Raw genomic sequence first — 21805 nt, 5'->3', positions numbered from 1 at the left:
AGGCCGTCGGCAGCATCTCGCGCCGGGTGCGGTAGAACCGCGGCCGGGCGATCATCGCCTCCCATGCCGAATATCGCTCGCCATTCCCGTTGCTTACCACGAAGTCGATCGCCGGCTCCGGCGGCGCCGGGGCCGCGACCGCCTCGACCAGCGCGGCGCGCAGCGCGACGCCCTGGCTGTAGCGCTCCGAGCCGATCACCGTCTCCGCCTCGGCCGCACTCCCCACTCCGAGCGTCGCCGCCGCGGCCCCCGGCTCGCGCACCGCGCGCAGCCGCACGAAAACCGCCCCCTCGCCCGGCACCAGCCCCTGGGCGTTGTCATCGCCCTTCAACCGCCCCGCCTTGTCAAGCCGGGCGAGGTCCGCCGCGTTGACGAGGCTGTCGACCCCCCCCAGCACCACCTGCGCCGCACCCTCCCGCGCCAGCACCACCTGCGCATGAGCGAGGAGCCCGACGGTCGCCGCCGGCCCGCCGTCGACGGCGCGCGAGGCGGGATGGACCCGCACCCCCGCCGCCTCCAGCACCGCCGCGAGGAACCGCTCCGGCGGCACGTTCTCATAGCCCGGATGCCCGCGGAAGCTCTCCGGCGGCGCGAGCAGCACCACCGTCTCCTCCGCCGCCACGTCGCCGCTCGCCAGCGCCTCCCCGAGCGCCCGGGCCGCAATGTTGACGAGCCATTCGCCCTCGGTCCGCCGCAGCTGCCAGTGCGCCGGGATGCGGGCGACGATCTGCACCGCGCCGAAGGGATCGCTGCGGATGTATTCCTCGAAGGCCGAGAGCGCCGCCCTTATCGCCGCACAGGTCTGGGCCGCGTCGAGCCCGGCCGGGGTCACCGCCCCCGCGCCGCAAATCCAGAGCGGGGGGGTCAGGGCAACCATGTCGGCCGGTCGGTCAGCGTGCCGTCGCCGCCGAGCGGGTTGAGATAGGCCTTGCGCTTGCGCCGCGCGTTCAGCCAGACCGGCGAGACATGCCCGAAGGCGATCTCCCGCAACGCCGGCGCATTCCGCCGGGTGACGAACACCCGCCGCGCCTTCAGCGTCACCCGCCGGATCTCCGGCTCGATCAGCACCGTGTCCGGCACGAAATCCGTCTCCTCCACCCGGTCGTCGTAGATCAGCCTGACCGGCGCCGCGATCCGCGGCAGGCGGAACTCCCATCGCCCCTCCGGCGTGAGGTTGACGAGCGTCGCCACCGTCCCCGGCGGCAGGGCGGGGGCCTGCTGGTCCTGCGGCGCCGCGAGGTTGTGGCGCGGGTCGAAGTCCTTCGGCGGCAGCGGCCACTGGTTGTCGATCCAAGCCTGGTCATAGGTCCCCGCGAAGCCGATCCGCGGCCGCCACCCGCGCCCGACCACGCCCATCCCCGCCGGCGCCGGCCTATCCCCCGGCCCCGCCGCCGCCTCGGCCGGATAGAGGACGTTCGGCGCCTCGCTCAGCACCGCCGGATCGGCCGATCGCGCCCCCCGGAACCCGATCCCGACCGGGTTCCTGACCTCGCACTGCCCGTCCTCCGCGGTGCCGCCCCAGCCCCGCTCCCAGACGACGGGCATCGTGACGAACGGCCGCGGCGCGCTGTACCCCCCGGCGGCCCGCGCCCGGTCGCCGACGACGTGGAGCACCTTCCTGACCGGCCCGACCCGCAGGCCGACCTGCACCTCCGCCGCCGCCCTTCCCCCGGGGGCATGGGCGACCCCGTTGACGATGACGTCGACGGCCGGCTTCACCGGCGCGATATCCGCCTCGTAGCGCGTCGACGACAGCGCCGGGTCCCCGCCCGGCACGTCCGCGAACGCGACCGGCGTCTGCTCCCCGGCCGGCCTGAGACCCCCTTCTTCCTCGAAGCTCGCCGAGAGCATGAGCACGAGCGCCTCCTGCCCCTCCGCATCCACCTGCACATGGGTGGCCGCAGCGAAGGGCGTCCGGTTCTCGAGCCAGACCGCGAAGGCCATCAGCACCAGTTCCCGTTCTCGTCGATGCCTATGGGCCAGTAGGGCATGGCAGTGAGAAGTTGGACGAAACCGTCCTCTCTTGTCTCTGCGAGCCATTCCAGAAGGAAGGTCTCTGGCAGTATCGACTCGGTACGTCCCTCCCTATTCAAGGTGCAACACGCGAGCCAGTACTTCCTGATCAACCAAACAACCCTTGGATGCCCAGCCGGGCCGGCAACCCCGTCGTCGATCTTCGTCCGAATGGCTTGGGTAAAGGTCAGGCCTTGAGAAATCAGATCCTCGACGTCTCCGTTCCATCTGGCGGCCGCGAGGTCGTACACGGGGTGGAACTCGGCAAGATAGTCGGAGAACAGAGCCTTATAGGAAAGCGGCGCAGTCGCCAAAGCGTGCGACTCGGAGATCGCCCCTTTGCGCGGGCGCAGATCCTTCGGCGCCATCGTCAGTCGATAGAAGCCCGTCTTAACGTTGTGTGACGTGAGAAGTTTCACGATCAGCAGACCTCAAGGTCAGGATCCTCTCCGATAGGTTTGAAGTCGAACTTTTTCATAAACTCGGCGACATCCGGAGCGTAGCTCCGAAGTGCGGACAGCAGTAGAACGTTCGGGGGAACGGGAGATGCCACGCCTTCCTCCTCGTCGTCCTGAGCATCGTCCACGCCCCAAAGCATGTGTGGCGCGGGCCCCGGGCCGTCATCGGCATGCTCCGCAAGTTGGTCAACCCGGATGTTCAGGGAGCGAACCTCGAAATAGTACTGCCGGTAGAGCGCTATGATCCGAGGATGGCCGACGGGTCCCGCTGGCCAGTGAATGCGCGTCAACCCTGTGGCCTCGCTCTCCAACCGCGTATGCAGATCGCTCCACCAAAGTTGGATGGGGGGGATCTCTGACCTCAAGTCCGAGATCCATCTTGCAAGGATAGTCTCGTATTCCGGATCGAACATTTGACCTGCTCTTCAGATGTTAAGCCCAGGGACATTCGCGTTCATTGCATCATAGATTTCTTGACGATCCAGCTTGCCCATCTCGGTCCCCTGCGCGCTGCTGTGTTCTTCGCAATGCGGGCGAACAAACAGCTTGCGCATCCGCTTCTTGAAGGTCTTCAACCTCATATGACAGCCACCCATCTCCCATGCGACGCTCTGCGGGGGCTGGTGGTCGGCTATCATCGGCTTCTCCTTTCCCGATTTCTGATTCTTGATCCTCCGCTCCTTCTCGGCAATCAGTTTGTCGTTCTCAGGCGTCTTCTTTCGTTTTCGATAGTTTTCTAGATCACGCTGACACTCCCAGCATGGTTTTTTCTTAACCTTTCTCCTCTGACTCCTCGTGGTCTTTGTATAATGCTTACTGTATTCGTATGGCGGGCAATCTTTTCTCATCTGATTTTCGGTAAGCGTCAGGAGGAAGTTGACAAAGGCCGCGCTGTCGACGCAGTTCGGAAGGGGGCTGGCAGTGTTCTGTTCCATCATGTCGCCATGCCGGGCGACGCCTTTACCTTCGGCCTTTACGACGAACGACCAGATACTGAAGTGCCCTTTTCCCTTCGTCTTGTGCGTGATGACACCGCCTCCTTGGGTCGCGGGTTCGTTTCCGGTGCTGGTGGAGACATGAGAGGCGTTCTCGAGCGCGGTCGGCTCCCCCTGGACCTTCACCGTCTTGCTGCCCTTGGCCAGATCGGCGGCAGAAAGCATGTTCACGTAGGGGACCGGGAGGGGACCGCCGGGCGGCGGCGGCGGCGTGAGGCAAGCATCCCCGGGTGCGACCCCCTTACCCCCGCTTCCCTTGTGGAAGTACCCCATCCCCTCTGCGTAGACGGAGTTGCCCATCGTCAGAACGCCTCGACGACGCGGCGTGGTCGGCGCATGACCGCTAGTCCAGTGGCGGCGAGTTCACGAGCGTCAGAGAACCGAAACTCCTGCACTTCCCAGTCATCTAGCCAGAACTGGATCGTAGCTATGGCGCACCCCGAGCCGATGGCACCAAGCATGCCGACCCTGCGTGCTACCAGGTCGGGGCTCAGGAACGAATCCACCGCATCGTCGAGGGCGGCCTGCACAGCCTCGAACCACGCATCCCCCGGATCCGGCGCCGCCCCCACCGCCGCGATCACGAACGGATACCGCCGTCCCGCCCGGTCCTCGCTCATCCGCCACACACCCGCGACCGGCTGGTCGCCGAAGACGCCCGCCGGGACGACGAAGCGCCAGGCGCGGGGGTCGAGGGGGCCCTCGTCTGGGCGGGCGAGGAGCTCGGCGGAGAACCAGCGGTCCCAGCGGTCGGTGAAGGACCGGGGAAGGTTCCAGCTCACGAAGTCGCCCGCAGCCGGGATCTTGCCGAAGAAGCCGGTCACGGGCGGGCTCCCGGCAAGCCTCGGCGGGGCGAGGGGGCGGCGCGGGTCAGAGCCGGGCGGGGCATGCGAAGCCCTCGAAGATCGAGAGGTCGAGCGCGTTCTCGACCGAGGCGGCGCGCAGCTCGTAGACGGCCGAGTAGCCGCCCCGGCCGAGGGTCAGGGTGAAGACCTCGGGCTGCTGCGTCGGCGAGAGGCGTCCCGCCTGAAGGAGGCGCAGCCAGGCCCAGTCGCCGGGCTCGGTCCAGTAGACGTCGCGCGGATCGTTCAGCGGCATGAAGGTCACCGAGACGAAGGCGCCGGCGTCGCCGGGCCAGGTCATCTGCATCGGCAGGGTGGGCGCGCCCATGTAGGCCAGCGTCGCGCCGCCGACGTTGAGCGCGACCTGCCTCAGGTTGGGCGAGAGGTCGATCGGGACGACGGTGAAGTCCATCACCGGCCCGGAGCCGCCGGGGAAGAGCGCGTCGCGGAGGCGGCGCGCCTTCTCGAAGGGGACGAGGGTCGCGGGATCGCGGCCGAGGTCGGCGCGCCAGCGCCAGGGGCGGCTCGCGGTGTCGATGTAGGGGGCGAGTTCGTCGTTGGTGAAGGCGTCGAACACGCCGCCCGGACCGAACATGCGCTGGAAGTCGAGGAGCGTCACGTCGATCATCGAGCCGCGCACGAAGGGATAGCGGCCGCCCAGCGCAGCGTCGCAGAGCGGTTTGCCGTCCGCCTTCCAGATCGCGTTCAGCCGTTCGACCACCGCCGTCACGGTCAGGCCGATGGTGTCGCCGGCGATCCCGGCCAGCCAGTCGTCGAGCGGGTCGGGCAGGATCGCCGCCTGGTTCGCCACCTGCGCGGTCAGCTCGGCGAGGCCGCCCTGCTGCTTGATCGCCTCCTCGGGGTTGGGGCTCGCCGCGACGGTCTGGAGCACGTTCGATAGCGCGGTCAGCGCCGCCTCGACGTCGGTCAGGAGCGGCGGCTGGCCGTCGGTCTCCTGCACCGCGGCGCGGATCGGCTTGAAATGGTCGGAGACGGTCTGGCCGCTGACCGCAGCACTCGACGCCGCGCCGGCCTTGGGGACGAGCTTCGCGCCCTTCTTGGCGAGCTTGCCGAGCTTGCCGAGCTTGGAGAGGATCTTCGACGCGGCCTTGGGCGGCGCGCCCCCCGCCGCCGCGGCGTCGGGGGGCCGGGCGAGGTCGGTCTCGGCCGCGACCGCGACGACGAGCCGGCGCAGCGCGGAATCGGCGCTGGAGAGGTCCTTGAGGTTCTCGCCCGCCACGCTCAGGTCGGTGAACGGCGCGAGGCGGACGTCGCGTAGGAACCCGTCCCACTGCGCGATGAAGTCCTCGTAGTAGAGCTTCATGATGTCGTCGGCGAGCACGGTCACCGAGGGGTCGGAGCTTTCCGGGCAGCCGCCGGCGAAGACCGAGCGGTCGAGCGCGGCCTGGGCGGCCACGTCCTCGATCCGCGCCAGCACGACGTCGTGGAAGCCGCGATAGGTGTAGATGCCGTCGATCCCGACCCGGAGCGTCTTGCCGGAGATGCGGGTGAAGACGCGCGCCCCGTTCGGGCCGGCGGGGACGGCGGGGATCCAGTCATCGAGCGCCACCGCCGCCGGGTCGGTCCGGAGCGCGTTGTAGGCGCGCACCGCGAGCGGGATCGAGCAGATCGAGGCGAGCGCCTGCCCGACCAGGGCCTCGTCGGGCGCGACGTAGCTCTCCTCGAGCGCCATCCGGCGCAGCGCGGCGAGCTGGTGGTCGGCGGCGACCTGGGTCGGGAACGGGTCGAGGGGCGCGAACTCCGGCAGCCGGGTCGTCCACCACTCGGCGGCGAAGTCCGGGTCCATCTGGGCGAGCCCGGTCATCATCCGGTAGGTCTTGAGCGCGTCGAGAAGGAATTCCGGGTCGCGGATGTGACGCCACATCGTCGCCTCGAGGAGCGCCACCATGCGCGGCTCGAGGATGTTCCTCAGCCCACGGTCGTAGGCCGTCGCCTGCGCCGCAGCCATCTCGGCCGCCGGCGAGGGGCCGATCACGCCGGCGAGCCCGCCGGGCGGCGGGACGGCGGCGTTCCCGATCGCGGTCATCGCCTCCAGCGCCACGTCGAGGTCGAGCGGATCGACCGGGGCCTGCCGCGCCGCCACGGGCGCGAGCGTGCCCTGGAGCCGCTCGAGCGCCGCGGCCTGGGCCGTGACCGCGCCGCGGCCCGAGAGGTAGGCCAGCGTGAAGGCGAGCCCCGCGGCGAGGACGGCGGCGGCGCAGGCGACGGCGGCGCCGCGCCAGATCCAGGCGCGCCGCTCCTCCGCCGCCGGGTCGAGCACGCCGAGCCCGGCTTCCTTGAAGATGACCTCGGTCATCAGGTCCTTGAGGAAGAAGCTCCGCCGCTCCGTGCGCTGGCGCGGCGGCGGCGGGCCGGCGGGGAGGCCGAAGGACGAGGCGAGCGCCGCGGTCAGCCGGTCGATCGGCGCGCCCTCCTGGGTGGCCGAGGTCAGGTAGACCCCGCGCAGCCAGGCGCTCTCCTCGTAGCGGGTCTCGCTGAACACGGTTTCAACGAGGAGCCGCAGCGGCTCGGCGAGGCTCGCGACCTGGGCGGGGAAGCGGAAGGTCTCGGCGCGGACGGACGTGCGCTCCTCGGCCTCGAGCCGCGGCGTGATGCGCCGCTCCAGCTCGCCGGCGAGATCGACGAGCTCGCGCGCCGCCTCGGCGCCGTCGACGCGGGCGCCGGGGGCGAAGGTCGCGCCCCAGACCTGCTCGCGCTCGGGCGTGGTCAGGTCGCCGAAGAACGGCTCGAACCCGGCGACGAGGTCGGCCTTGGTCAGCATCAGGTAGACCGGCAGCCGCATCTCCAGCTTGAGCTGCAACTCGTTCAGCCGCTTGCGGATCTCGCGGCCATGGGCGCGGATCGCCGCGTCGCCGTCGCTCAGCGTCTCGACCGACAGCGCGACAATCACCCCGTTGAGCGCGCGCCGGCCGCGATGCTTCTTCAGGAGATCGAGGAAGCCCATCCACTCGGCGGCGTCGACCTCGGGCTGGCTCTCCTGCACGACGTAGCGGCCGGCGGTGTCGATCAGCACCGCGTCCTCGGTGAAGAACCAGTCGCAGTTGCGGGTGCCCCCCACCCCCTGGAGGTCGTCGGTCAGGTCGATCGGGAAGCTCAGCCCCGACTGGCGCAGCGCCGTGGTCTTGCCGGTCGCCGGCGGGCCGATGATGACGTACCACGGCATCTCGCGCAGGAAGCGCCGCCCCCCGAGCTTGCGGCGGCGCAGCTCGGCCAGCACCTCCTGGAACTTCGCGCCCACGGCGGCGACGTTCTCCTCTCCGGGGGCCTTGGGCTTTTCCGGGGCCTGCGCCAGCTCGGCGACGAAGAGGCGGTTCGCCCGCATCGCCCGGCGCCGCGCGAGCACGATCCACAGCAGCCAGAGAAAGACCAGCGCCCCGATCAGCGCGAGGCGGACGGTCTCCGAGGCGAGCGGCGCCGCGTCGCCAAAGGCGAGGAGCGGGCCCCAGAACCAGACCAGCGCCGACAGGAGCACGAGCCCGATCGCGGTCCAGAGCCAGCGGGACGAGACGACAGCCCAGATGAAGCGCAGGATGGCCATCAGATCCGCTTCTCCACCAGCACCTCGACGCGGCGGTTGAGCGCCCTGCCCTCGCGGGTCCGGTTGTCGGCGACGGGCTCGGTCGCGGCGCGGCCCTCGGCGCGGACCAGATCGGCAGGCACGCCGCCGGCGACGAGGAGCTTGGCGATCGTCGCGGCGCGGGCCTCGGACAGGCGCTGGTTCGAGCTGAGCGGGTTCGAGGATTGCAGCGGGACCGAGTCGGTGTGGCCGACGACCTCGACGCCGCCGATCACGTCGGCGTTGGCGACGATCACCTTCGCCAGCGCGGCGATCAGCGGCTCGAAGCCGGGGCTGAGCGACGCCCGCGCCGACTGGAACACCTCCGGGTCGGTCCACTGGATGACGAGTCTGGTGACCGAAACGCTCTCGCGGCCGGAGAGCGCGGGGCGCAAGCCCTCGGGCGCGGCGGCGACAAACTCGGGCAGCAGCTCGAACTCGACCGCCTGCAGCGCCTCGGGCGTGGCCGCGACCCCCTTCCGCTCGGCGCGGAACACCTCGGCGCGCTCCGGCGGCGGCACGGCGCGGGCGAGCAGCGCCAGCTCGTCGGCCCGGCCGGAAAGGCGGAGCGACAGGCCGACGTAGATCGCGCTGGCGAGCGCCAGCGCCACGACGGCGAGCACCCAGATCGGCGCGGCGAAGCGGCGGGGCGCGTCGGGGGCGATCACGCCGCGCCAGTGCGGCGACAGGGGCGCCGCCTCGACCTCCGGGTCGCGCAGGAGCGCGGCGGCCGCCGTGCGCACCGCGGCGAGCGGGCGGTCGCCGGCGCGGCCGGGGACGCGGTACTTGCCGCGGAACCCGAGGGCGAGGCAGAGGTAGTGCAGCTCCAGCAGGTCGCGATCGCGGCCCGGATGGCGCTCCAGCGCCTCCAGCCGGTCGAAGAACTGCGCCCCCGCGTCGGGCGTGGCGAGGAGCGGCTGGCGCGGCCAGGCGCTGGCGCCGCCCCATGGCGTGTTGATGGCGAGGTCGTCGATGAGCGCCCCGACCGCCCATGCGGCCGCGTCGGCACGCGCGATCGGAACGCCCGCCGTCACCGCCGCGTCGCGGCCGGCGACGAGTTCGCGCTCCAACCGGACCCGCAGCAGGTCGGCGTCGTCGGGGGCCTGCGCGGCCTCGAGCTCGGGCGCGAACTCGAGGAGCGGGCCGAAGGCGACGACGAAGGGGTTCGGGTGCGCCCGGTCGCGCACCACCGGCGCGGCCGGCTCCGCGGCGGCGCGGCGCGCGGCCGAAGGCGGCGGCGGCCGGATCCGGGTGCGGCCGAAATCCTCGGACAGGCCGAACGGATCCTCGCCGCTCACCCCGTCACCTCCTGACCGCGTAGCAGTCGAGCTGCGGCTCGGACGGCAGAACGCCCGAGACGCCGATGACGAAGCCCGGCGCCTCGGCGAGCGAGGCGAAGTGTTCGCTCGCCCGGTCGAGCTCCAGGCACAGCCGGTCGCCATCGTAGGGGATCTCGCGCGGCTGCGAGTGCAGCGGCTTCAGCCGGATGCCGGGCAGGCGCGACTTCCACAGGCCCTCGAACTCGTCGGCCGAACCGACGGTGACCTGGTTGACGAAGATGCGCCGCAGCGCCTCCTCGGACAGCTCCGAGCCGACGCGGAGCACGATGCGGCTGGCGCCGAGGACGTCGGGCTCGAGCCGCACCTTCCAGACGTTGGTCGCGTGCTTCATCACCGCCAGCGCCCGGGACTTCTGCTCGACGTAGCGCAGGCTCAGGATCAGCGAGCGCAGCGTGTCGGTCAGCGCCGCGACGGCCGGGCCGGGCGCGAGGTGGTCGTAGGCCGGCAGTTCCGCCATGCGCCGCGCCCCCGAGCCGTAGGTCGCCATCCGCCCGGCGAGGCCGGCGAGTTCCAGGAACAGCTCCGAGGGATGGCAGCCGTTCTGCGCCAGCAGATGCGCGAGACGAGGCCGCGCGGCGTTGGCGAGTTCGAGGACGAGCAGGTTCTCGACGCTGCGCCCCGCGCCGCCGAGGACGACGGCGCCGTGTGCCTCGGCGATGCGGTCGAGCCCGGCGATGGTCTCGGTGAGCAGGCTCGCGTAGTCCGGCGCGGCCGCGATGGCGAGCGCCGGCGGCAGGAAGCCCTCGGCGAGCGCCACGCCCCCGTCGGCCCGCAGCCCGCTCAACCCCGCGACCGGCAGGGTCGCGTAGCCGCCGGGATCGCGGCCGGGCGGCAGGAGCAGCGCCTGTGGACGGGCAAGCTCGACCTCCTCGGCCTCGGCCCCGCCCGCCACCGCGTCGCGCAGCCGCTCGATCCGGCCGCGAAAGCGCGCGCCGGTCGGCGCGGCATGGGCCGGGTCGAAGGTCGCGCCGCCCGCCGGCTCCAGCGGCAGCGCCAGCAGCACCGGGCCGGGCGGCGTCTGCCGCAGGATCGCCGCCGGCTCGGGCGGGTCCATCGTTTCGGGGATCGCGAAGGGCGTGCCGTCGGGGAAGACGCCGCGCGCGGAGACCACGGCGACGCGACCGGTTTCGAGCAGCGCCCGGTCGATCGTCACGTCGCGGAAGCCGAAGGCCGGCAGCGGCGCCGCCGCGAGGGTCGCGCGCACCAGCGCCTCGACGTGGCGGTCCTGTTGCTGGAAATGCTGGGGCCGGAGGAACAGACCCTCGGACCACAGCACCTTGTCGGCTTCGGCCATGCCCCCTGCCCCGTCAGCCGAGCGCGACCGCGAGGCCGCCCGGCCCGAGCGTCACCGTGCCCTTCACGGTCGAGCCCGGCGAGACCGGGAAGCTCGTCCGCCAGACCTTGCCGCCCGGCTCGCGCAGCAGCGCCACGAGCCCCACCGCGGTCGCCTCCGGCTCGACGGTGATCGCCTTCGAGGCCGAGCCGCCGGGCGCGAGCGCCACCTGGTCGGACCCGACGATGTCGGTCGGCAGGGCGGCTGCCGGGTCGGAGGTCAGCGCGAACATGTCCGCCGACGCGAACGCCCCGGCGTCGCGCAGGCGCAGGATCTGCACCGTCACCGGCCGGTCGGCCCCGTCCGGCCCGGGGTTCATCCCCGGCTGCCCCGTGAAGGCGAGCGACACCGTCGACGGCCCCGGCGGGCCGCCGCAGGCGGCGGCGAGCCCTGCCGCCCCGGTCAGAACCAGCATCGTCCGACGGTCGATCATCGTCATTCCCCCTTCTCCTCCCCGCTCCGCTCGTAAGCGTCGCGGAAGTCGGCCCCCACCTCGCCGAGGAAGCGCGTCTCCGCGCTCCTGGCGATCTCGCGATAGCGCGCCTCGTAAAGCTCCCAGAGCTTGGCCCGCCGCCCGCCGGCGAGGAGCTTCTCGAGCGCCGAATGCCGCTTCAGCTCCTCCTCCAGCGCCTCCGGCGCGAAACGGTCGATCATGCGCCGGAGCGCCGCCTGCACCCCGCGCCAGGCGGCGACATGGTGCTGTGCCAGGTCGCGCACCGCGCCCGCCGCCGCCGCCTCCGGTCCGAGGAAGCCGGCGCGGCCCGCCAGCATGGCGTCGAGCGCCGCATCGGCGTTCGGCATGAACTTGAGCGGGTTCACCTCGACGGCGCCGATCGTCGTCTGCGCCACCCGGGCCTCGCCCTTCTCCTCGGCACGCTTGCGCAGCAGGTGCATGTAGCCCTCGACCATCAGCCGATACGCCCGCCCCAGCGCCTCCATCTCCGCCTCGACATCCGCCGCCGGCGCGTCCGGGTCGAGCCCGAGCCCGCGGCGGAACGCGGCGCGGCCTGCGTCCGGCGAAGGCGGCGACGCCGGACGCGCCGGGGCGACCGGCGCCGGCGGCAACTCCGGCGGCGGCATCGACGCCTCGCGGCGCGGCTCGGGAGCCGGCGCGACGGGCGGGGGCGCAGGCATATCCCAGTCGAAGCCGAAGCCCCCCGGCGCCGGTGGGGCCTGCCCGGCGGGGACGGGATCGAGGCTGAAGGGATCGTCGAAGTTGGGCAGCCCCGACCGCTCCGCCCGCGCCTCCGTCTCGGCGTAGTCCGGGCGCGAAGGCGCGTCGAACGGGTCGGGCAGACTCGCCGGCCGCGCCGGCGCCGGCTCGGCCGGGCGCGGCGTGAAGAAATCGTCAAACCCCGCCGCGGCGGTCTGCCGCGGCTCGGCCGGCGCCGCGCCGGCGGCGTCGCGCAGCGACACGCGCACCACGTAGTCGCCGAGCCGCAGCTGCGTCCCGTCCACGAGCGGCGCGGCATTGCCCTTGCCCAGCGGCGCGCGCGCCTGGTCGACGAAGAGCCCGCCGGTCGAGGTGTCGGTGACGACGTAGCCGTCGGGGCCGGCGGCGATGGTGCAATGCGCCCGCGACACGAACATGTCGGGGTCGTCGATCCGCCAGTCCGCCTCGGCGCCGCGGCCGATCACCAGCGCGCCCGTGTCGAGCCGCATCTGCCGCACCGCCTGCGGTCGCGATCCGCCCTCGAGGGTGAGGACAAGGCTCATGACGCCCCCCCGCCAGCGACCAGCCGGCCGAGCCTGAGTTCGGCGCCCGCGTCCGCCCGCGGCGCGAGCCAGCCGTCCCGCCCCAGCCGCGTCGCGCCGAGCCGCGCCGCCGGAACCTCGCCCGGTCGCAGTGCCAGCCGCGCCGCCACCTCCAGCGTGTCGCCGAGGATGCGCCGCGTCGCCGCCGCCAGGGTGGCGAGGCCCGGGCCGCCGGGCAGGAACCGCTCGAATTCGGGCCACGCGAGCGGCCCGAGCCGGACCTCGACCCGGTCCTGCCGCCGGAAGGTCCGCGGCCCGGTCGTCGCGCCACGCCCGAGCGCCGCCCCGGCCCCGCCGAGCCGGGTCTGCAACCGCGCCGGGATCCACGTCCACGCTCCGACGAACTCGCCGAGCGCGACCGGCACGCGCAGCGCCGCGGCGAGGAGGCCGGTCAGCCGCTCCGGTCCCTGCACCTGCCGCGCCAGCGCCGGCGCGAACGCCAGCCGGAGCGACCCGAACTCCGCATCCTCGGCGCCCGGCAGGCCCATGCCGGCCAGCGCGCCCACGATCGCCCGCGGCCGACCGCCGCCGGCGCGCTCGGCCTGCACCTCGGGCCGCGCATCGGCCCAGGCACGGTAGAAGAGCGCGATCTGGCGATGTTGCAGCATGTTGGCGAAATCGAGGAAGGTGGTGTCGCTGGTCGCGCCGCCCTCGGCGCCGCCGGCGAACCAGCGCTGCGACAGCCGCTCCAGCACCCAGCCGGTCAGGTGCAGCGGCAGCGGCCCCTCCGGTCCGAGCAGCCCGGGCGAGACGACGACGACCCGCGCCGGCCGGCCCGCCGCGCCCACAACCGCCTCGGCGACGTCGCGCGTGGCGAAGGCGAGTCGCAGGTGCTGGCCGAGCCGGGCCGGCTCGCGCGCCGGCGGGCCGGCATGTCCGAAACGGCCGCCGCCACGCTCCAGCCGACGCAGCAACTCGCTCGCCTCCAGCCCGCCCGGGACGGCGGCGGCCACGGCGGCGGTCAGATCGTCGGGCGCCGGCCCGGCGTCATCGGCCATGCTGCCTCCTCCTGTCGCCGGACGAGCCGGATGCGGGTGCGCACGAAGGCGTTGATCGCCGCGTAGCGCGCGAAGAGCTGGGCGAGGAGCGCGGGCAGCAGCAGCGCCGCGTGCCCCGAGAGCGCCGCCTCGTCCACGGTCAGCGTCACCTCCGTGCCGCGGCCGAAGCACATCGGCCCAGCCATCGGCAGCCGCTCCAGCACCGGCCGCGCCTCGACCCGCGCCAGCGCCCGGGCATGGCCCGCCAGCGCCGGATCGCCGCGGTCGGCATAGAGCCCGACCAGCGCCCGCAGGGGCTCGGCCCCGCGCGGCCCCTCGGCGAGACCGAGGAAATCGAGCGAAAGCTGCGCAACCAGCCGCCAGGCCAGTTCGTCGGCCCGCGTCTCGCCGGCCAGCGCGCGGGGCGGCGCGGCGGCGAGCGACGGTCGCGGCGGCCGCAGCGTTCCGAGCAGCGTCACCGCCTCGACCGGGTCGCCGGAATCGAGCGTCAGCGCCGGGCTGTCGTCGATGAGCGCAAGGTCGCGGTTGCTGCACAGCGCCCGCACCGCGAGCCGGCGCAGCGGTCGCGTCGATGCGCCGGGCGGCCGCGACAGCGAGACGAAGACGTCGTCGCCGGCATAGGAGCTGCGAAGCTGGCCCTGCCGCCGCTCGTCCTCGGCCGCCCGGCGCGGCCGGCGCTCGGCCGAATGCATCCAGCCCGAGGCCGGCGCCGCGGCGAGCCCGAACAGCGCCGGCAGTTCCGCCGCCGGACCGTCGGCGTCGGCGTCCTCGACCTTGAGCACGCGGCAGATCTCGAAGTCGCGCGCCCGGGTGCGGTCGGCATGGACGACCTGCCGGGTCCGCCGCGGATCGACGTCGATGACGTCGCAGTCGCGCTCGAAGAGGTTGACCACCGGCGTGACGAAGAGCCCGAGGTCGGCGGGCGTGACCTCGGCGAGTTCCGGCGCAGGGCGGCGCAGCAGGAACACCAACTCGACCGCCCGGTCGGAGCGGCGCATCGCCGGGCCGAGGCCCGCGACCCGGGCGAAATGGAAGCGCTCGGGCATCAGGAAATACTCGCGCAGCAGCCGGTATCCCTCGAATCCCGGGCGCGTCCGCGGCAGCAGCGCCTCGGCGTCGGCGATCCCGACCATCTCCGGCATTCCGGCCGGGACGAGCGCGCCCGGCGCCGCGCCCGCCGGGCGTGCGCCCACCGCGACGACCGCGCCGAAGAGCGTGTCGAAGAGCGCCGGAGCGTGGCCGCGGAAGTGCAGCTCGAGCCGGTCGAGCGCCAGCTCGGCGAGGCTCCCCGGCCCGACCCGCGCCAGCGTGACGCGCAGCGCCGCCTCGGCCCCCGGCGCGGCGAGCCCTGCCGCCGCGAGGCCGGCCCGGTCGCGCAGGTAGTCGCACCCCGCGACCTCCAGCGGCCAGAGCGTCACGTCCTGCGCGGTGACATAGCTCGCCCGCGTCGCGAGCCCCGGCCGCAGCCCCGCCACCAGCCGCGCCCCCCGCGCGACCACGTAGCCCCCCGGCATCCCCTGCACCTGCCGACCGGGCTTCAGGCTCACGAGACCGACCGCCGGCGCCGGCGCGACGAGGTCGGGATAGAGCGCGTCAAGCGTGGCGCGGGCGAAACGCGCCGCCTCGCCGTCGAGCCGCAGCCGCGTCCGCGCCGCGAGCCAGGCCACGCCTTCGAGCAGACGCTCGACGTAGGGGTCGGGGCAGGGAACGGTGTCGAGGGACAGGTTGCGCGCCACCGAGGGATGCATCTCGGCGAATTCGACGGCGAGACCGCGCAGATGAGCGAGTTCGTCCTCGTAGTATTCGAGGAAGACCCGGTCCATCGCCCTAGCCCTCCGCGAGCCGGGTCTCGGCGTGGCCGCTGTCGAGGTCGATCATGGTGCGCAACCGCAACCGTTCCGGGGCGGGCGCCATGATGAGGAGCGCGTCGATCTCGATGGCGAGACCCGAGCGGTCGCCGGTGGAGACGGTGACCTTCGTCGCGCTCTCCCGAAGCCGGGGCTCGAAGGCGGCGAGGACCGCCTTGATCTCGCGCGCCAGACCCTCGCGGTCGAAATCGCGCACCGAGCGTCCCGCGAAGGGCGGCACGCCGAAATTGACGACGCTGCGGCGCACCTCGGGAAAGTCGGCGAGCGAGGGCGGGTCGTCGCCGGCCTGCGCCGCCTCGCGCTCGCTCCAGAGCGGCCGCGCGTCGAACCGCTCGGCGTTGAACAGCGCCTCGATGTCGCGGCAGACCGCCTTGCGCAGCACGTCCGCCGAGACGACGATGCCGCGCGCCTCCAGTTCGGCCCGCCGCCGCCCGAGCCCGACCAGCCGCAAAAGGCTCCGCCGCTCCTCGGGGCCGATCCCGGCCTCCGCCTCGATCGCCCGCGGCCCGCCTTCCACGAGCGCCGCCACGCGCTCCTGGCCCAGCCTCGCGCCGAGCCCGGCCTCCAGCCCGGCGATCTCGGACTGCACGCCGGGAAGGTCGTTGGCCAGCCGATCCCACAGCGACGGCTGCGCCGCCTCGCGGGTCGCCCGGATGCCCTCAGCACCTACTTCCACGCTGCCTCCCCATGGGCGCGCCCGTCACACGCCGACCTGAACGTCCATCTCCTGCGGGTCGCCGTCGTCGTAGACGAATTCGATCTTCTGGTAGGCGAAGGAGACCTCCTCCTCGATCAGGTCGGCCTCGGCCTCCTCCTCGGGCTGGCGCATGCCGAACTTTAGGACCGTCGCGTCGGTCAGGGTGATGACGAGGTAATCCTTCTTCTCGGCGTCGACGGTGCGCCGCGCCGAGAACACCACCTCGCCGAGCGCCTTCGCGTCGAAGAGAGCGCGGGCGAGGAACGGCGTCGCCATGTCGCTGTACTTGCAGAAGGTGATCAGCCCCATCGACACGCGCCCGCGTCGGGCGAAGGTGTTCGGGTCGTAGGGCGCTTCCATGGAGAACTTCATCGCATGGATTTCGATCTCCTCCTCGTGCCCGTCGCGGGTGCTGGGGCCGGGGATGTCCGGGACTTTCAGAAAGCCGTCGATCTTCATGTCAAATTCCCTTGCTGCTTATGGTCGCCTCACTTCTTCATCGAGGGCAGCTCGGAGACCAGCCGCAGCGACGCGTTGATCCCCTCGAGCTGGTAGTGCGGTCGCAGGAAGAACTTCGCCGCGTAATAGCCAGGGCGCCCCTCGACGCTGCTGACCTCAACCTCCGCCGCGGCGAGCGGCCGCTTCGCCCGCGCCTTGTCGTCGGCGAAGGCGGGGTTGGCGAGCACGTAGCGGTTGATCCACTCGGTCAACCACGCCTGCATGTCGGACCGCTCCTTGAACGAGCCGATCTTGTCCCGCGCGATCGCCTTCAGATAATGGGCGAAGCGCGACACCGGGAACAGGTAGGGCAGGTTCGCGCTCAGCCGCTCGTTGGCCTGCGCGTCCGGGTCGACCAGCCGCCCCGCCCGCGCCTCGTCGTCCTGCAACGAATGCGCGCCGATGAAGGCGGCGAGGTCGGTGTTCTTGCGGTGCAGGATCGGCATCAGCCCGAGCTTGGCCAGCTCCGCCTCGCGCCGGTCGTCGATCGCCACCTCGGTCGGGCATTTCATCGCGATAGAGCCGTCGTCGGTCGGGAAGGTGTGCACCGGCAGGTTGATGACGGCGCCGCCGTTCTCCACCCCGCGGATCTGGGTGCCCCAGCCGAACAGCTTGTGGCTGCGGTTGATGTTGACGCCCATCGGGAAGGCCGCGTTCATCCACACGTACTTCTCGTGGTCGCCCCCCACCTCCTCCTCGAAGGAGAAGCCCTTCACCGGCACCGTGTCGGCGCCGTAGGGCAGCCGCGCCAGCACCCGCGGCATGGTCAGCCCGATATAGCGGCTGTCCTCGCTCTCGCGCAGCGACTGCCACGAGGCATAGGCCGGGTTCGAGACGATCTGCTGCAGGTCCTGCGGGTTCGGCAGCTCCTGCCAGCTGTCCATCCGGAACAGCCGCGGCGAGGCGGCGCCGATGAAGGGCGCATGCGCCGAGGCGCAGATGCCCGAAAGGTTGCGCAAGAGCCCGACGTCCTTGGGATGGTTCGAGAACTCGTAGGCCCCGAGCAGATAGCCGAAGGGCTCGCCGCCGAACATCGAGTATTCGTCGGTGTAGACCTTGCTGAAGACCGGGCTCTTGTCCCACATCTGCCCCTCGTAGTCCTCGAGGGTGTCGGCAAGCTCGGTCTTGGAGATGTTCATCACCTTGATCTTGAGCTTCTGATCAGTCTCGGTGTTGTTGACGAGATACCACAGGCCCCGCCACGTCCCCTCGATCTCGCGGACCTCCGGGGCATGCAGGATCTCGTTGACCTGCTCGGTCAGGAGCCCGTCGATGCCGGCGATCAGCGACTTGATCGACTTGATGGCGTTCGAGGAGATCGTCGTCGTCTCCGACCGGGCGCGCGCCGCGATCGCGAGGTTGGCGACCAGCGCCTTCAGCCGCTCGCTGTCGTCCTTCCTGACGCGGAAGTCCTTCTCGAGGAGATCGCTGAACTCGTCGAGATCGACGGCCTGGGCCTCGGCGACCGCGGCGCCCGCCGCTTCCTTCTCGTCATCGGCCATGGCTCATTCCTCCGCCTTCACCGCCGCGTCCGCGACCTGCTGGAGCAGCGGCTCGTTGTTGAGGAGCTGGGCGATGCGCTTCTCCGCGTCGACCCGGCCATCCATGAACCCGAGGAGTTCGACGAGCTGGCGGCGCATCCGGAGCAGCTCGGCGAGCTGCGGCACCTGCTCGGCCAGCTTGTCCGGCGCGAAATCGCCCATCGAGCCGAAGGTCAGGTCGATGAACATCTCCTCCTCCGCCTCGGCCCCCTCGGGTTTGGGCATGACGTTCTTCACCCGAGCCTTCACCCGGGGCCCGAGATCCTCCATGAACTTGCCGAAGGAACCGGCGTCGAGTTCGGTGAACTTGCGATCCTGCACCGGCTTCAACGCCGTGCTCGTCTGCGAGGCGCCGGCGAGATCGGCCATCACGCCCGCGACGAAGGGAAGCTCGACGGTGGTCGGGCTGCCGTAATGCTCGACCTCATAGGCGATCTGCACGCGCGGCGCGCGGTTGCGTTCGATCACCTTGGCCTTGGTTTCGCTCATCCGTTCGCCCTCTCGTCAGGATTGCCCCTTCTTCTTCTCGTCGGCGACCCCGGCGAGAAGCCTGAATTCCTTGAGGCCCGCCGGGGCGAGCTCCTCCATCAGCTGCATGAAGTCCATCGGCACCATGCGCCGCACCCGCCGCACCAGGTGCGGGATCGGGCTCGCCGGCTCGGTGCGGTCATAGAAGGCGATGACGAGATCGAGGCAGCGCATCACCTCCTCGCGGCTGCCGAGGCGGTCGGGGATCGCCCCGGCCCCGGTCGCCGCCGCGGCCATCGCAAGACCGGCCGGGCCCGCGCCGTCAGTCGCGGGCGTCTCCGCCGAGGCGGCGGGCGCGGGCGCCGGCGCGCCCCGGTCGTGGGTCAGCGTCGCGGTCATGCGCGCAAGGAAACGCGCGAGCCGCGGCGTGGTCTCGCCCTCGCCGATCCGCGCCGCCAGCGACGATTGCAGCGAGCCGAGCGCGTCGACGGCGGCCGTCGCATCGGCGCGCAGCGCGGCGAACTCTTCGGGCGACTGGTCGAGCGCGGCAAGGCAGGCCGCGCGCACGCGGGTCACGAGCTGTTCCTGCTCGGCCCCGATCTTCGCCAGCTCGACCTGGCTCAACCCGCCCGGCGCCTCGGCGAGAACCGCGCGAACGTCCAGCATTCCCCGCTCCAGATCCCGCCCGGTCACGGGCCCGAGCCCGCGCGGCGCGAACCAGGTCGCCACCGCGATGTCTCCGAGGAGGCCGTCCTGGTCGTTCTCGAGCTGGGCCAGCGCGTTGATCCGCCGCAATGCCGCCTCGCGGGGCGGCAGCCCCTCGCGAAGGTCGGGGTGCATCGTGTCCCAATGCTCGTCAATGTTGCCGGCGATCAGCGCGAGACCGTCGGCGAGCCCGGCGAGGCCGTGCTCGTTGGTCAGCGCGCGTGCGACTATCACGAGCAGCCGGAGATCGCGGCCCTGCCCGCGCAGAGCCTCGGCGCGGCGCAGCACCTCGGCCCAGTCGATGGGGAGCACGGTCTGGCCGGCGGGGGCGTTGCGTTCGTCGCGGATCACCTCGACGCGGCGCTCCATGAGCCTCTCGAGCTCGTGGAACCGGTGATCGTTGCGCAGATTCTCCCCGGACGGATTGGAGCCATCGATGGGAGCAAGCCAAGGCGACAACTCGAACAACAGGAAACCCCGCGAAATAAAGCCCGGGACCGAAAAAAGCGTGCCACAGACGACCGAGTCGCACAAGTTTCCTGCGCGGCTGGCTACTTCCGCGAATCGAGAACTTGCGTCGTCTCGGCGAGCACGGTGACCGCTCCGCTCGCGAGCCGTGCGCGCAGCGCCTCTCCGAAGGCGGCGGTCTCCTCGACGGGACGCGCCACCTCGAAGAGCGGCCGGTCCGTGACGAGGGCGAGCAGCAGGCTCTTGCCGAACGTGGCGTCGATCCGGAACGCCGGCCTGCCGGGCCCCGCCTCGTCCTCCGCAAAGGCGACCCGGATCGTCCTCAACCCGCCGGCGACTTCGCCGAGGTTCGCGAGCAGCGTGTCGGGGCGGCTGTCGCTCGGAACGAGATTGTAGGCGTTGCCGGTGACGTCGGCGATCTCCACCCACAGATGTCCGGCGTCGAGCGTGACGGGCAGCACCAGGTCAATGACCGGGTTGTCGCCGACCTCGTAGATCCCGGACAGGTTCGGCTCCGGGCTGCCGCCGAGCCCGAGCGCGAACGAGCCGACCCGGGGCGCGGTCCCCGGGACGGCCGAGGCCACCTCGCAGAATGCCGGGTTCATCGTGACGAGGTCGAGCGCCAGCGTCCGGTCGCCGAGGCGCGGCGCGATCGCCGCCTCGATTCGACCGGCGGCGCCCGCCTCGGCGACCTGGCCGGTGACGCCGATCCGCGCATCGAGCGGGAAGCGTCCGCCCTCGGGCTCGCGCACCTCCAGCGGCCCGCAGGTGGCGTGCGGCGCGAGCCATCCCCGCACCGTCTCGACATCGAGCCAGCGCGGGCCGGCGGCGATGCGCGCTCGGCCGGAGAACCCGCCCGCATCGGCGGCGGCGCCGAAGGCCGCCACCGCTGCGTCGCGCGCCTCGCGGTCCGGCGCGGTCCCGGTGAGCGCCGCGTCGCGGTCGACGACCTCGAGCCGCCAGTCCTCCAGCCCCTGCGCCGCGGCGAGCAGCGTCTGCGCCGCCGCCGTCCAGCCCGCCACGGGGGCGCCGTCGGCGAGGGTCAGCCCGTCCGCCGGCGCGGCGCGCCCCGAGACCGAGCGGAAGCCGCGCGCGATCTCCTCCCGCGCCGCCGCATCTGGCGCGTTTCCGGTCAGCGTCGCCACGCCGTCGACGTCCACCCCGGCGGTCAGCAGGTAGGGCCGGGCCACCGGCAGCGGCGGCGCGAGCAGCCGGTCGAAGACGCCGCCGGCCCAGAGCCCGCCCGCCAGCAGCGCCAGCGCCAGCACCGCCAGCGCCGGGCCGAGCCGCCGCCGCGGCCGCGCCCCTTGCGCCGCCGCGGCGGAGACCGGCCGCAGCATTCGGTCGATCTCCGCGACCACGGCGGCCGCCGACGGCGGCCGCCTTGCCGGATCCGGCTGGGTGAGATCCTCGATCAGCCGCCGCAGCGGCTCCGGCACGCCCTCGACGTCGAGCGGCCGCTCCTTGGCGCGCAGCGTCGCTCCCGGGCTCGCCCCCACGTCAGGCGCACGCCCCCGGAACGCCGCAAGCAACGACGCCCCGAGCGCATAGAGATCCGAACGCGGCTCCGCCCGCCCGTTCATCTGCTCGGGCGCCGCGTATTCGTATTTCCCCGCGAAGCCGCTGCCGACGATGGTCCGCGCCCCCGGCCCGCTGTCCTTGGCGATGCCGAAGTCGATGATCACCGCCTGCTCCGGCTCGCCGCCGCGCAGGATGATGTTGTCCGGCGACAGGTCGCGATGCACCACGCCGCGCGCATGCGTGGCGACCAGCCCCTCCGCCACCCGGTGCGCCACCACCAGGAGATCGCGCGCGCCGACGCCGCGCCCCTGCATCAGCTCCGACAGCGGCGCGCCGTCGACATAGTCCATCACCAGGTAGACCGCGCCCCCGTCGGCCCGGTTGCAGTCGGTGTAATGCACCACCGCGTCGTGGCTGATGCTCCGCATCTCCTCCTCGCGCTTCATCAGCTCGAGATAGGCGTCGTTCTGCGAGAACTGCCGGTTCAGCGCCTTGATCGCCACCACCCGGCCGGTGATCTGGTTGCGCGCGCGATAGACCTCGCCGGTGCCGCCGCGCCCGAGCACGCCCTCGACCTCGTAGGTGTTGTTGAGCACCTGCCCCTTGCGGAAGATGTCCCCGGGAAGCGGATCGACCATTGGGCCCTCACGCGCGAGGCGCGGCGCGCTATCAATTGCGCCGCGATTATGGCACGCTACGGCGCAGGAGGCGTCGGATCAACTGAATTG

19 protein-coding genes are annotated in these 21805 nt (G+C 72.2%); all 19 read right to left on the bottom strand.

From position 1 onward, the window contains the following. Nucleotides 1–877: hypothetical protein (locus KBA23_RS04430; RefSeq protein WP_290737167.1), on the bottom strand; the 877-nt coding region annotated here is incomplete at its 3' end. Beyond that, nucleotides 865–1944 (bottom strand): DUF2169 domain-containing protein, encoded by a 1080-nt coding sequence (locus tag KBA23_RS04425; protein ID WP_290737170.1) that lies wholly within the window; start codon nt 1942–1944, stop codon nt 865–867. The genes KBA23_RS04425 and KBA23_RS04430, both read right to left, overlap by 13 nt. Next, complete coding sequence (locus tag KBA23_RS04420; RefSeq protein WP_290737166.1) at nt 1944–2432, bottom strand: hypothetical protein; 489 nt, start codon at nt 2430–2432, stop codon at nt 1944–1946. The genes KBA23_RS04425 and KBA23_RS04420 overlap by 1 nt, the downstream gene beginning before the upstream one ends. 2 nt (nt 2433–2434) lie before the next feature. Next, a complete protein-coding gene (locus KBA23_RS04415; protein ID WP_290737165.1) occupies nt 2435–2884 on the bottom strand; it encodes a hypothetical protein in 450 nt (149 codons plus the stop codon). Nucleotides 2885–2896: 12 nt separating this feature from the next. After that, a complete protein-coding gene (locus KBA23_RS04410) occupies nt 2897–3766 on the bottom strand; it encodes a DUF4150 domain-containing protein (RefSeq protein ID WP_290737164.1) in 870 nt (289 codons plus the stop codon). Between the two features lie 2 nt (nt 3767–3768). Then, entirely contained in the window at nt 3769–4290 is a 522-nt protein-coding gene (tagF, locus tag KBA23_RS04405; RefSeq protein WP_290737163.1) for a type VI secretion system-associated protein TagF, read from the bottom strand. 46 nt (nt 4291–4336) lie between these two features. After that, a complete protein-coding gene (gene tssM, locus KBA23_RS04400; RefSeq protein WP_290737162.1) occupies nt 4337–7867 on the bottom strand; it encodes a type VI secretion system membrane subunit TssM in 3531 nt (1176 codons plus the stop codon). Further along, nucleotides 7867–9183, bottom strand: a complete 1317-nt coding sequence (gene icmH, locus KBA23_RS04395; protein ID WP_290737161.1) for a type IVB secretion system protein IcmH/DotU — start codon at nt 9181–9183, stop codon at nt 7867–7869. Before icmH ends, tssM begins: the two co-directional genes overlap by 1 nt. Nucleotides 9184–9187: 4 nt before the next feature. Then, a complete protein-coding gene (gene tssK / locus KBA23_RS04390) occupies nt 9188–10519 on the bottom strand; it encodes a type VI secretion system baseplate subunit TssK (protein ID WP_290737160.1) in 1332 nt (443 codons plus the stop codon). Between the two features lie 13 nt (nt 10520–10532). Then, the gene (gene tssJ, locus KBA23_RS04385) at nt 10533–10997 is read right to left on the bottom strand and encodes a type VI secretion system lipoprotein TssJ (RefSeq protein ID WP_290737159.1); all 465 of its coding nucleotides are present in this window, start codon (nt 10995–10997) and stop codon (nt 10533–10535) included. Then, nucleotides 10994–12274, bottom strand: a complete 1281-nt coding sequence (gene tagH, locus KBA23_RS04380) for a type VI secretion system-associated FHA domain protein TagH (RefSeq protein ID WP_290737158.1) — start codon at nt 12272–12274, stop codon at nt 10994–10996. The genes tssJ and tagH overlap by 4 nt, the downstream gene beginning before the upstream one ends. Continuing rightward, nucleotides 12271–13311 (bottom strand): type VI secretion system baseplate subunit TssG, encoded by a 1041-nt coding sequence (tssG, locus tag KBA23_RS04375; protein ID WP_290737157.1) that lies wholly within the window; start codon nt 13309–13311, stop codon nt 12271–12273. Before tssG ends, tagH begins: the two co-directional genes overlap by 4 nt. Beyond that, nucleotides 13275–15134 carry a type VI secretion system baseplate subunit TssF gene (tssF, locus tag KBA23_RS04370; RefSeq protein ID WP_290737156.1) on the bottom strand — a complete coding sequence of 620 codons (1860 nt, stop codon included), beginning with the start codon at nt 15132–15134 and terminating at the stop codon, nt 13275–13277. Before tssF ends, tssG begins: the two co-directional genes overlap by 37 nt. Before the next feature lie 4 nt (nt 15135–15138). Further along, nucleotides 15139–15855 (bottom strand): type VI secretion system baseplate subunit TssE, encoded by a 717-nt coding sequence (tssE, locus tag KBA23_RS04365; RefSeq protein WP_290737155.1) that lies wholly within the window; start codon nt 15853–15855, stop codon nt 15139–15141. Nucleotides 15856–15879: 24 nt separating this feature from the next. Further along, entirely contained in the window at nt 15880–16335 is a 456-nt protein-coding gene (gene tssD, locus KBA23_RS04360) for a type VI secretion system tube protein TssD (RefSeq protein ID WP_290737154.1), read from the bottom strand. 29 nt (nt 16336–16364) lie between these two features. After that, nucleotides 16365–17876, bottom strand: coding sequence for a type VI secretion system contractile sheath large subunit (tssC, locus tag KBA23_RS04355; RefSeq protein ID WP_290737153.1), 1512 nt, complete (start codon nt 17874–17876; stop codon nt 16365–16367). Nucleotides 17877–17879: 3 nt separating this feature from the next. Then, entirely contained in the window at nt 17880–18404 is a 525-nt protein-coding gene (gene tssB, locus KBA23_RS04350; protein ID WP_290737152.1) for a type VI secretion system contractile sheath small subunit, read from the bottom strand. 15 nt (nt 18405–18419) lie between these two features. Beyond that, nucleotides 18420–19547: a type VI secretion system protein TssA gene (tssA, locus tag KBA23_RS04345; protein ID WP_290737169.1), complete on the bottom strand. Its 1128-nt coding sequence runs from the start codon at nt 19545–19547 to the stop codon at nt 18420–18422. 92 nt (nt 19548–19639) lie between these two features. Further along, nucleotides 19640–21715, bottom strand: a complete 2076-nt coding sequence (locus KBA23_RS04340; RefSeq protein WP_290737151.1) for a serine/threonine-protein kinase — start codon at nt 21713–21715, stop codon at nt 19640–19642. Nucleotides 21716–21805: the final 90 nt, after the last annotated feature.

The organism is Amaricoccus sp., assembly GCF_017995835.1.
Lineage (GTDB): Bacteria > Pseudomonadota > Alphaproteobacteria > Rhodobacterales > Rhodobacteraceae > Amaricoccus.
Note: the sequence above shows the minus strand (reverse complement) of the source record. Positions and strands in the feature narration are given on the sequence as shown.

Excerpts from the sequence above, each read along its gene's own strand:
- KBA23_RS04425 (WP_290737170.1), bottom strand. The coding sequence starts at position 1,944 with ATGGCCTTCGCGGTCTGGCTCGAGAACCGGACGCCCTTCGCTGCGGCC.
- KBA23_RS04415 (WP_290737165.1), bottom strand. The coding sequence starts at position 2,884 with ATGTTCGATCCGGAATACGAGACTATCCTTGCAAGATGGATCTCGGAC.
- KBA23_RS04410 (WP_290737164.1), bottom strand. The coding sequence starts at position 3,766 with ATGGGCAACTCCGTCTACGCAGAGGGGATGGGGTACTTCCACAAGGGA.
- tssM (WP_290737162.1), bottom strand. The coding sequence starts at position 7,867 with ATGGCCATCCTGCGCTTCATCTGGGCTGTCGTCTCGTCCCGCTGGCTC.
- tssK (WP_290737160.1), bottom strand. The coding sequence starts at position 10,519 with ATGGCCGAAGCCGACAAGGTGCTGTGGTCCGAGGGTCTGTTCCTCCGG.
- tssJ (WP_290737159.1), bottom strand. The coding sequence starts at position 10,997 with ATGACGATGATCGACCGTCGGACGATGCTGGTTCTGACCGGGGCGGCA.
- tagH (WP_290737158.1), bottom strand. The coding sequence starts at position 12,274 with ATGAGCCTTGTCCTCACCCTCGAGGGCGGATCGCGACCGCAGGCGGTG.
- tssG (WP_290737157.1), bottom strand. The coding sequence starts at position 13,311 with ATGGCCGATGACGCCGGGCCGGCGCCCGACGATCTGACCGCCGCCGTG.
- tssF (WP_290737156.1), bottom strand. The coding sequence starts at position 15,134 with ATGGACCGGGTCTTCCTCGAATACTACGAGGACGAACTCGCTCATCTG.
- tssD (WP_290737154.1), bottom strand. The coding sequence starts at position 16,335 with ATGAAGATCGACGGCTTTCTGAAAGTCCCGGACATCCCCGGCCCCAGC.
- tssC (WP_290737153.1), bottom strand. The coding sequence starts at position 17,876 with ATGGCCGATGACGAGAAGGAAGCGGCGGGCGCCGCGGTCGCCGAGGCC.
- tssB (WP_290737152.1), bottom strand. The coding sequence starts at position 18,404 with ATGAGCGAAACCAAGGCCAAGGTGATCGAACGCAACCGCGCGCCGCGC.
- KBA23_RS04340 (WP_290737151.1), bottom strand. The coding sequence starts at position 21,715 with ATGGTCGATCCGCTTCCCGGGGACATCTTCCGCAAGGGGCAGGTGCTC.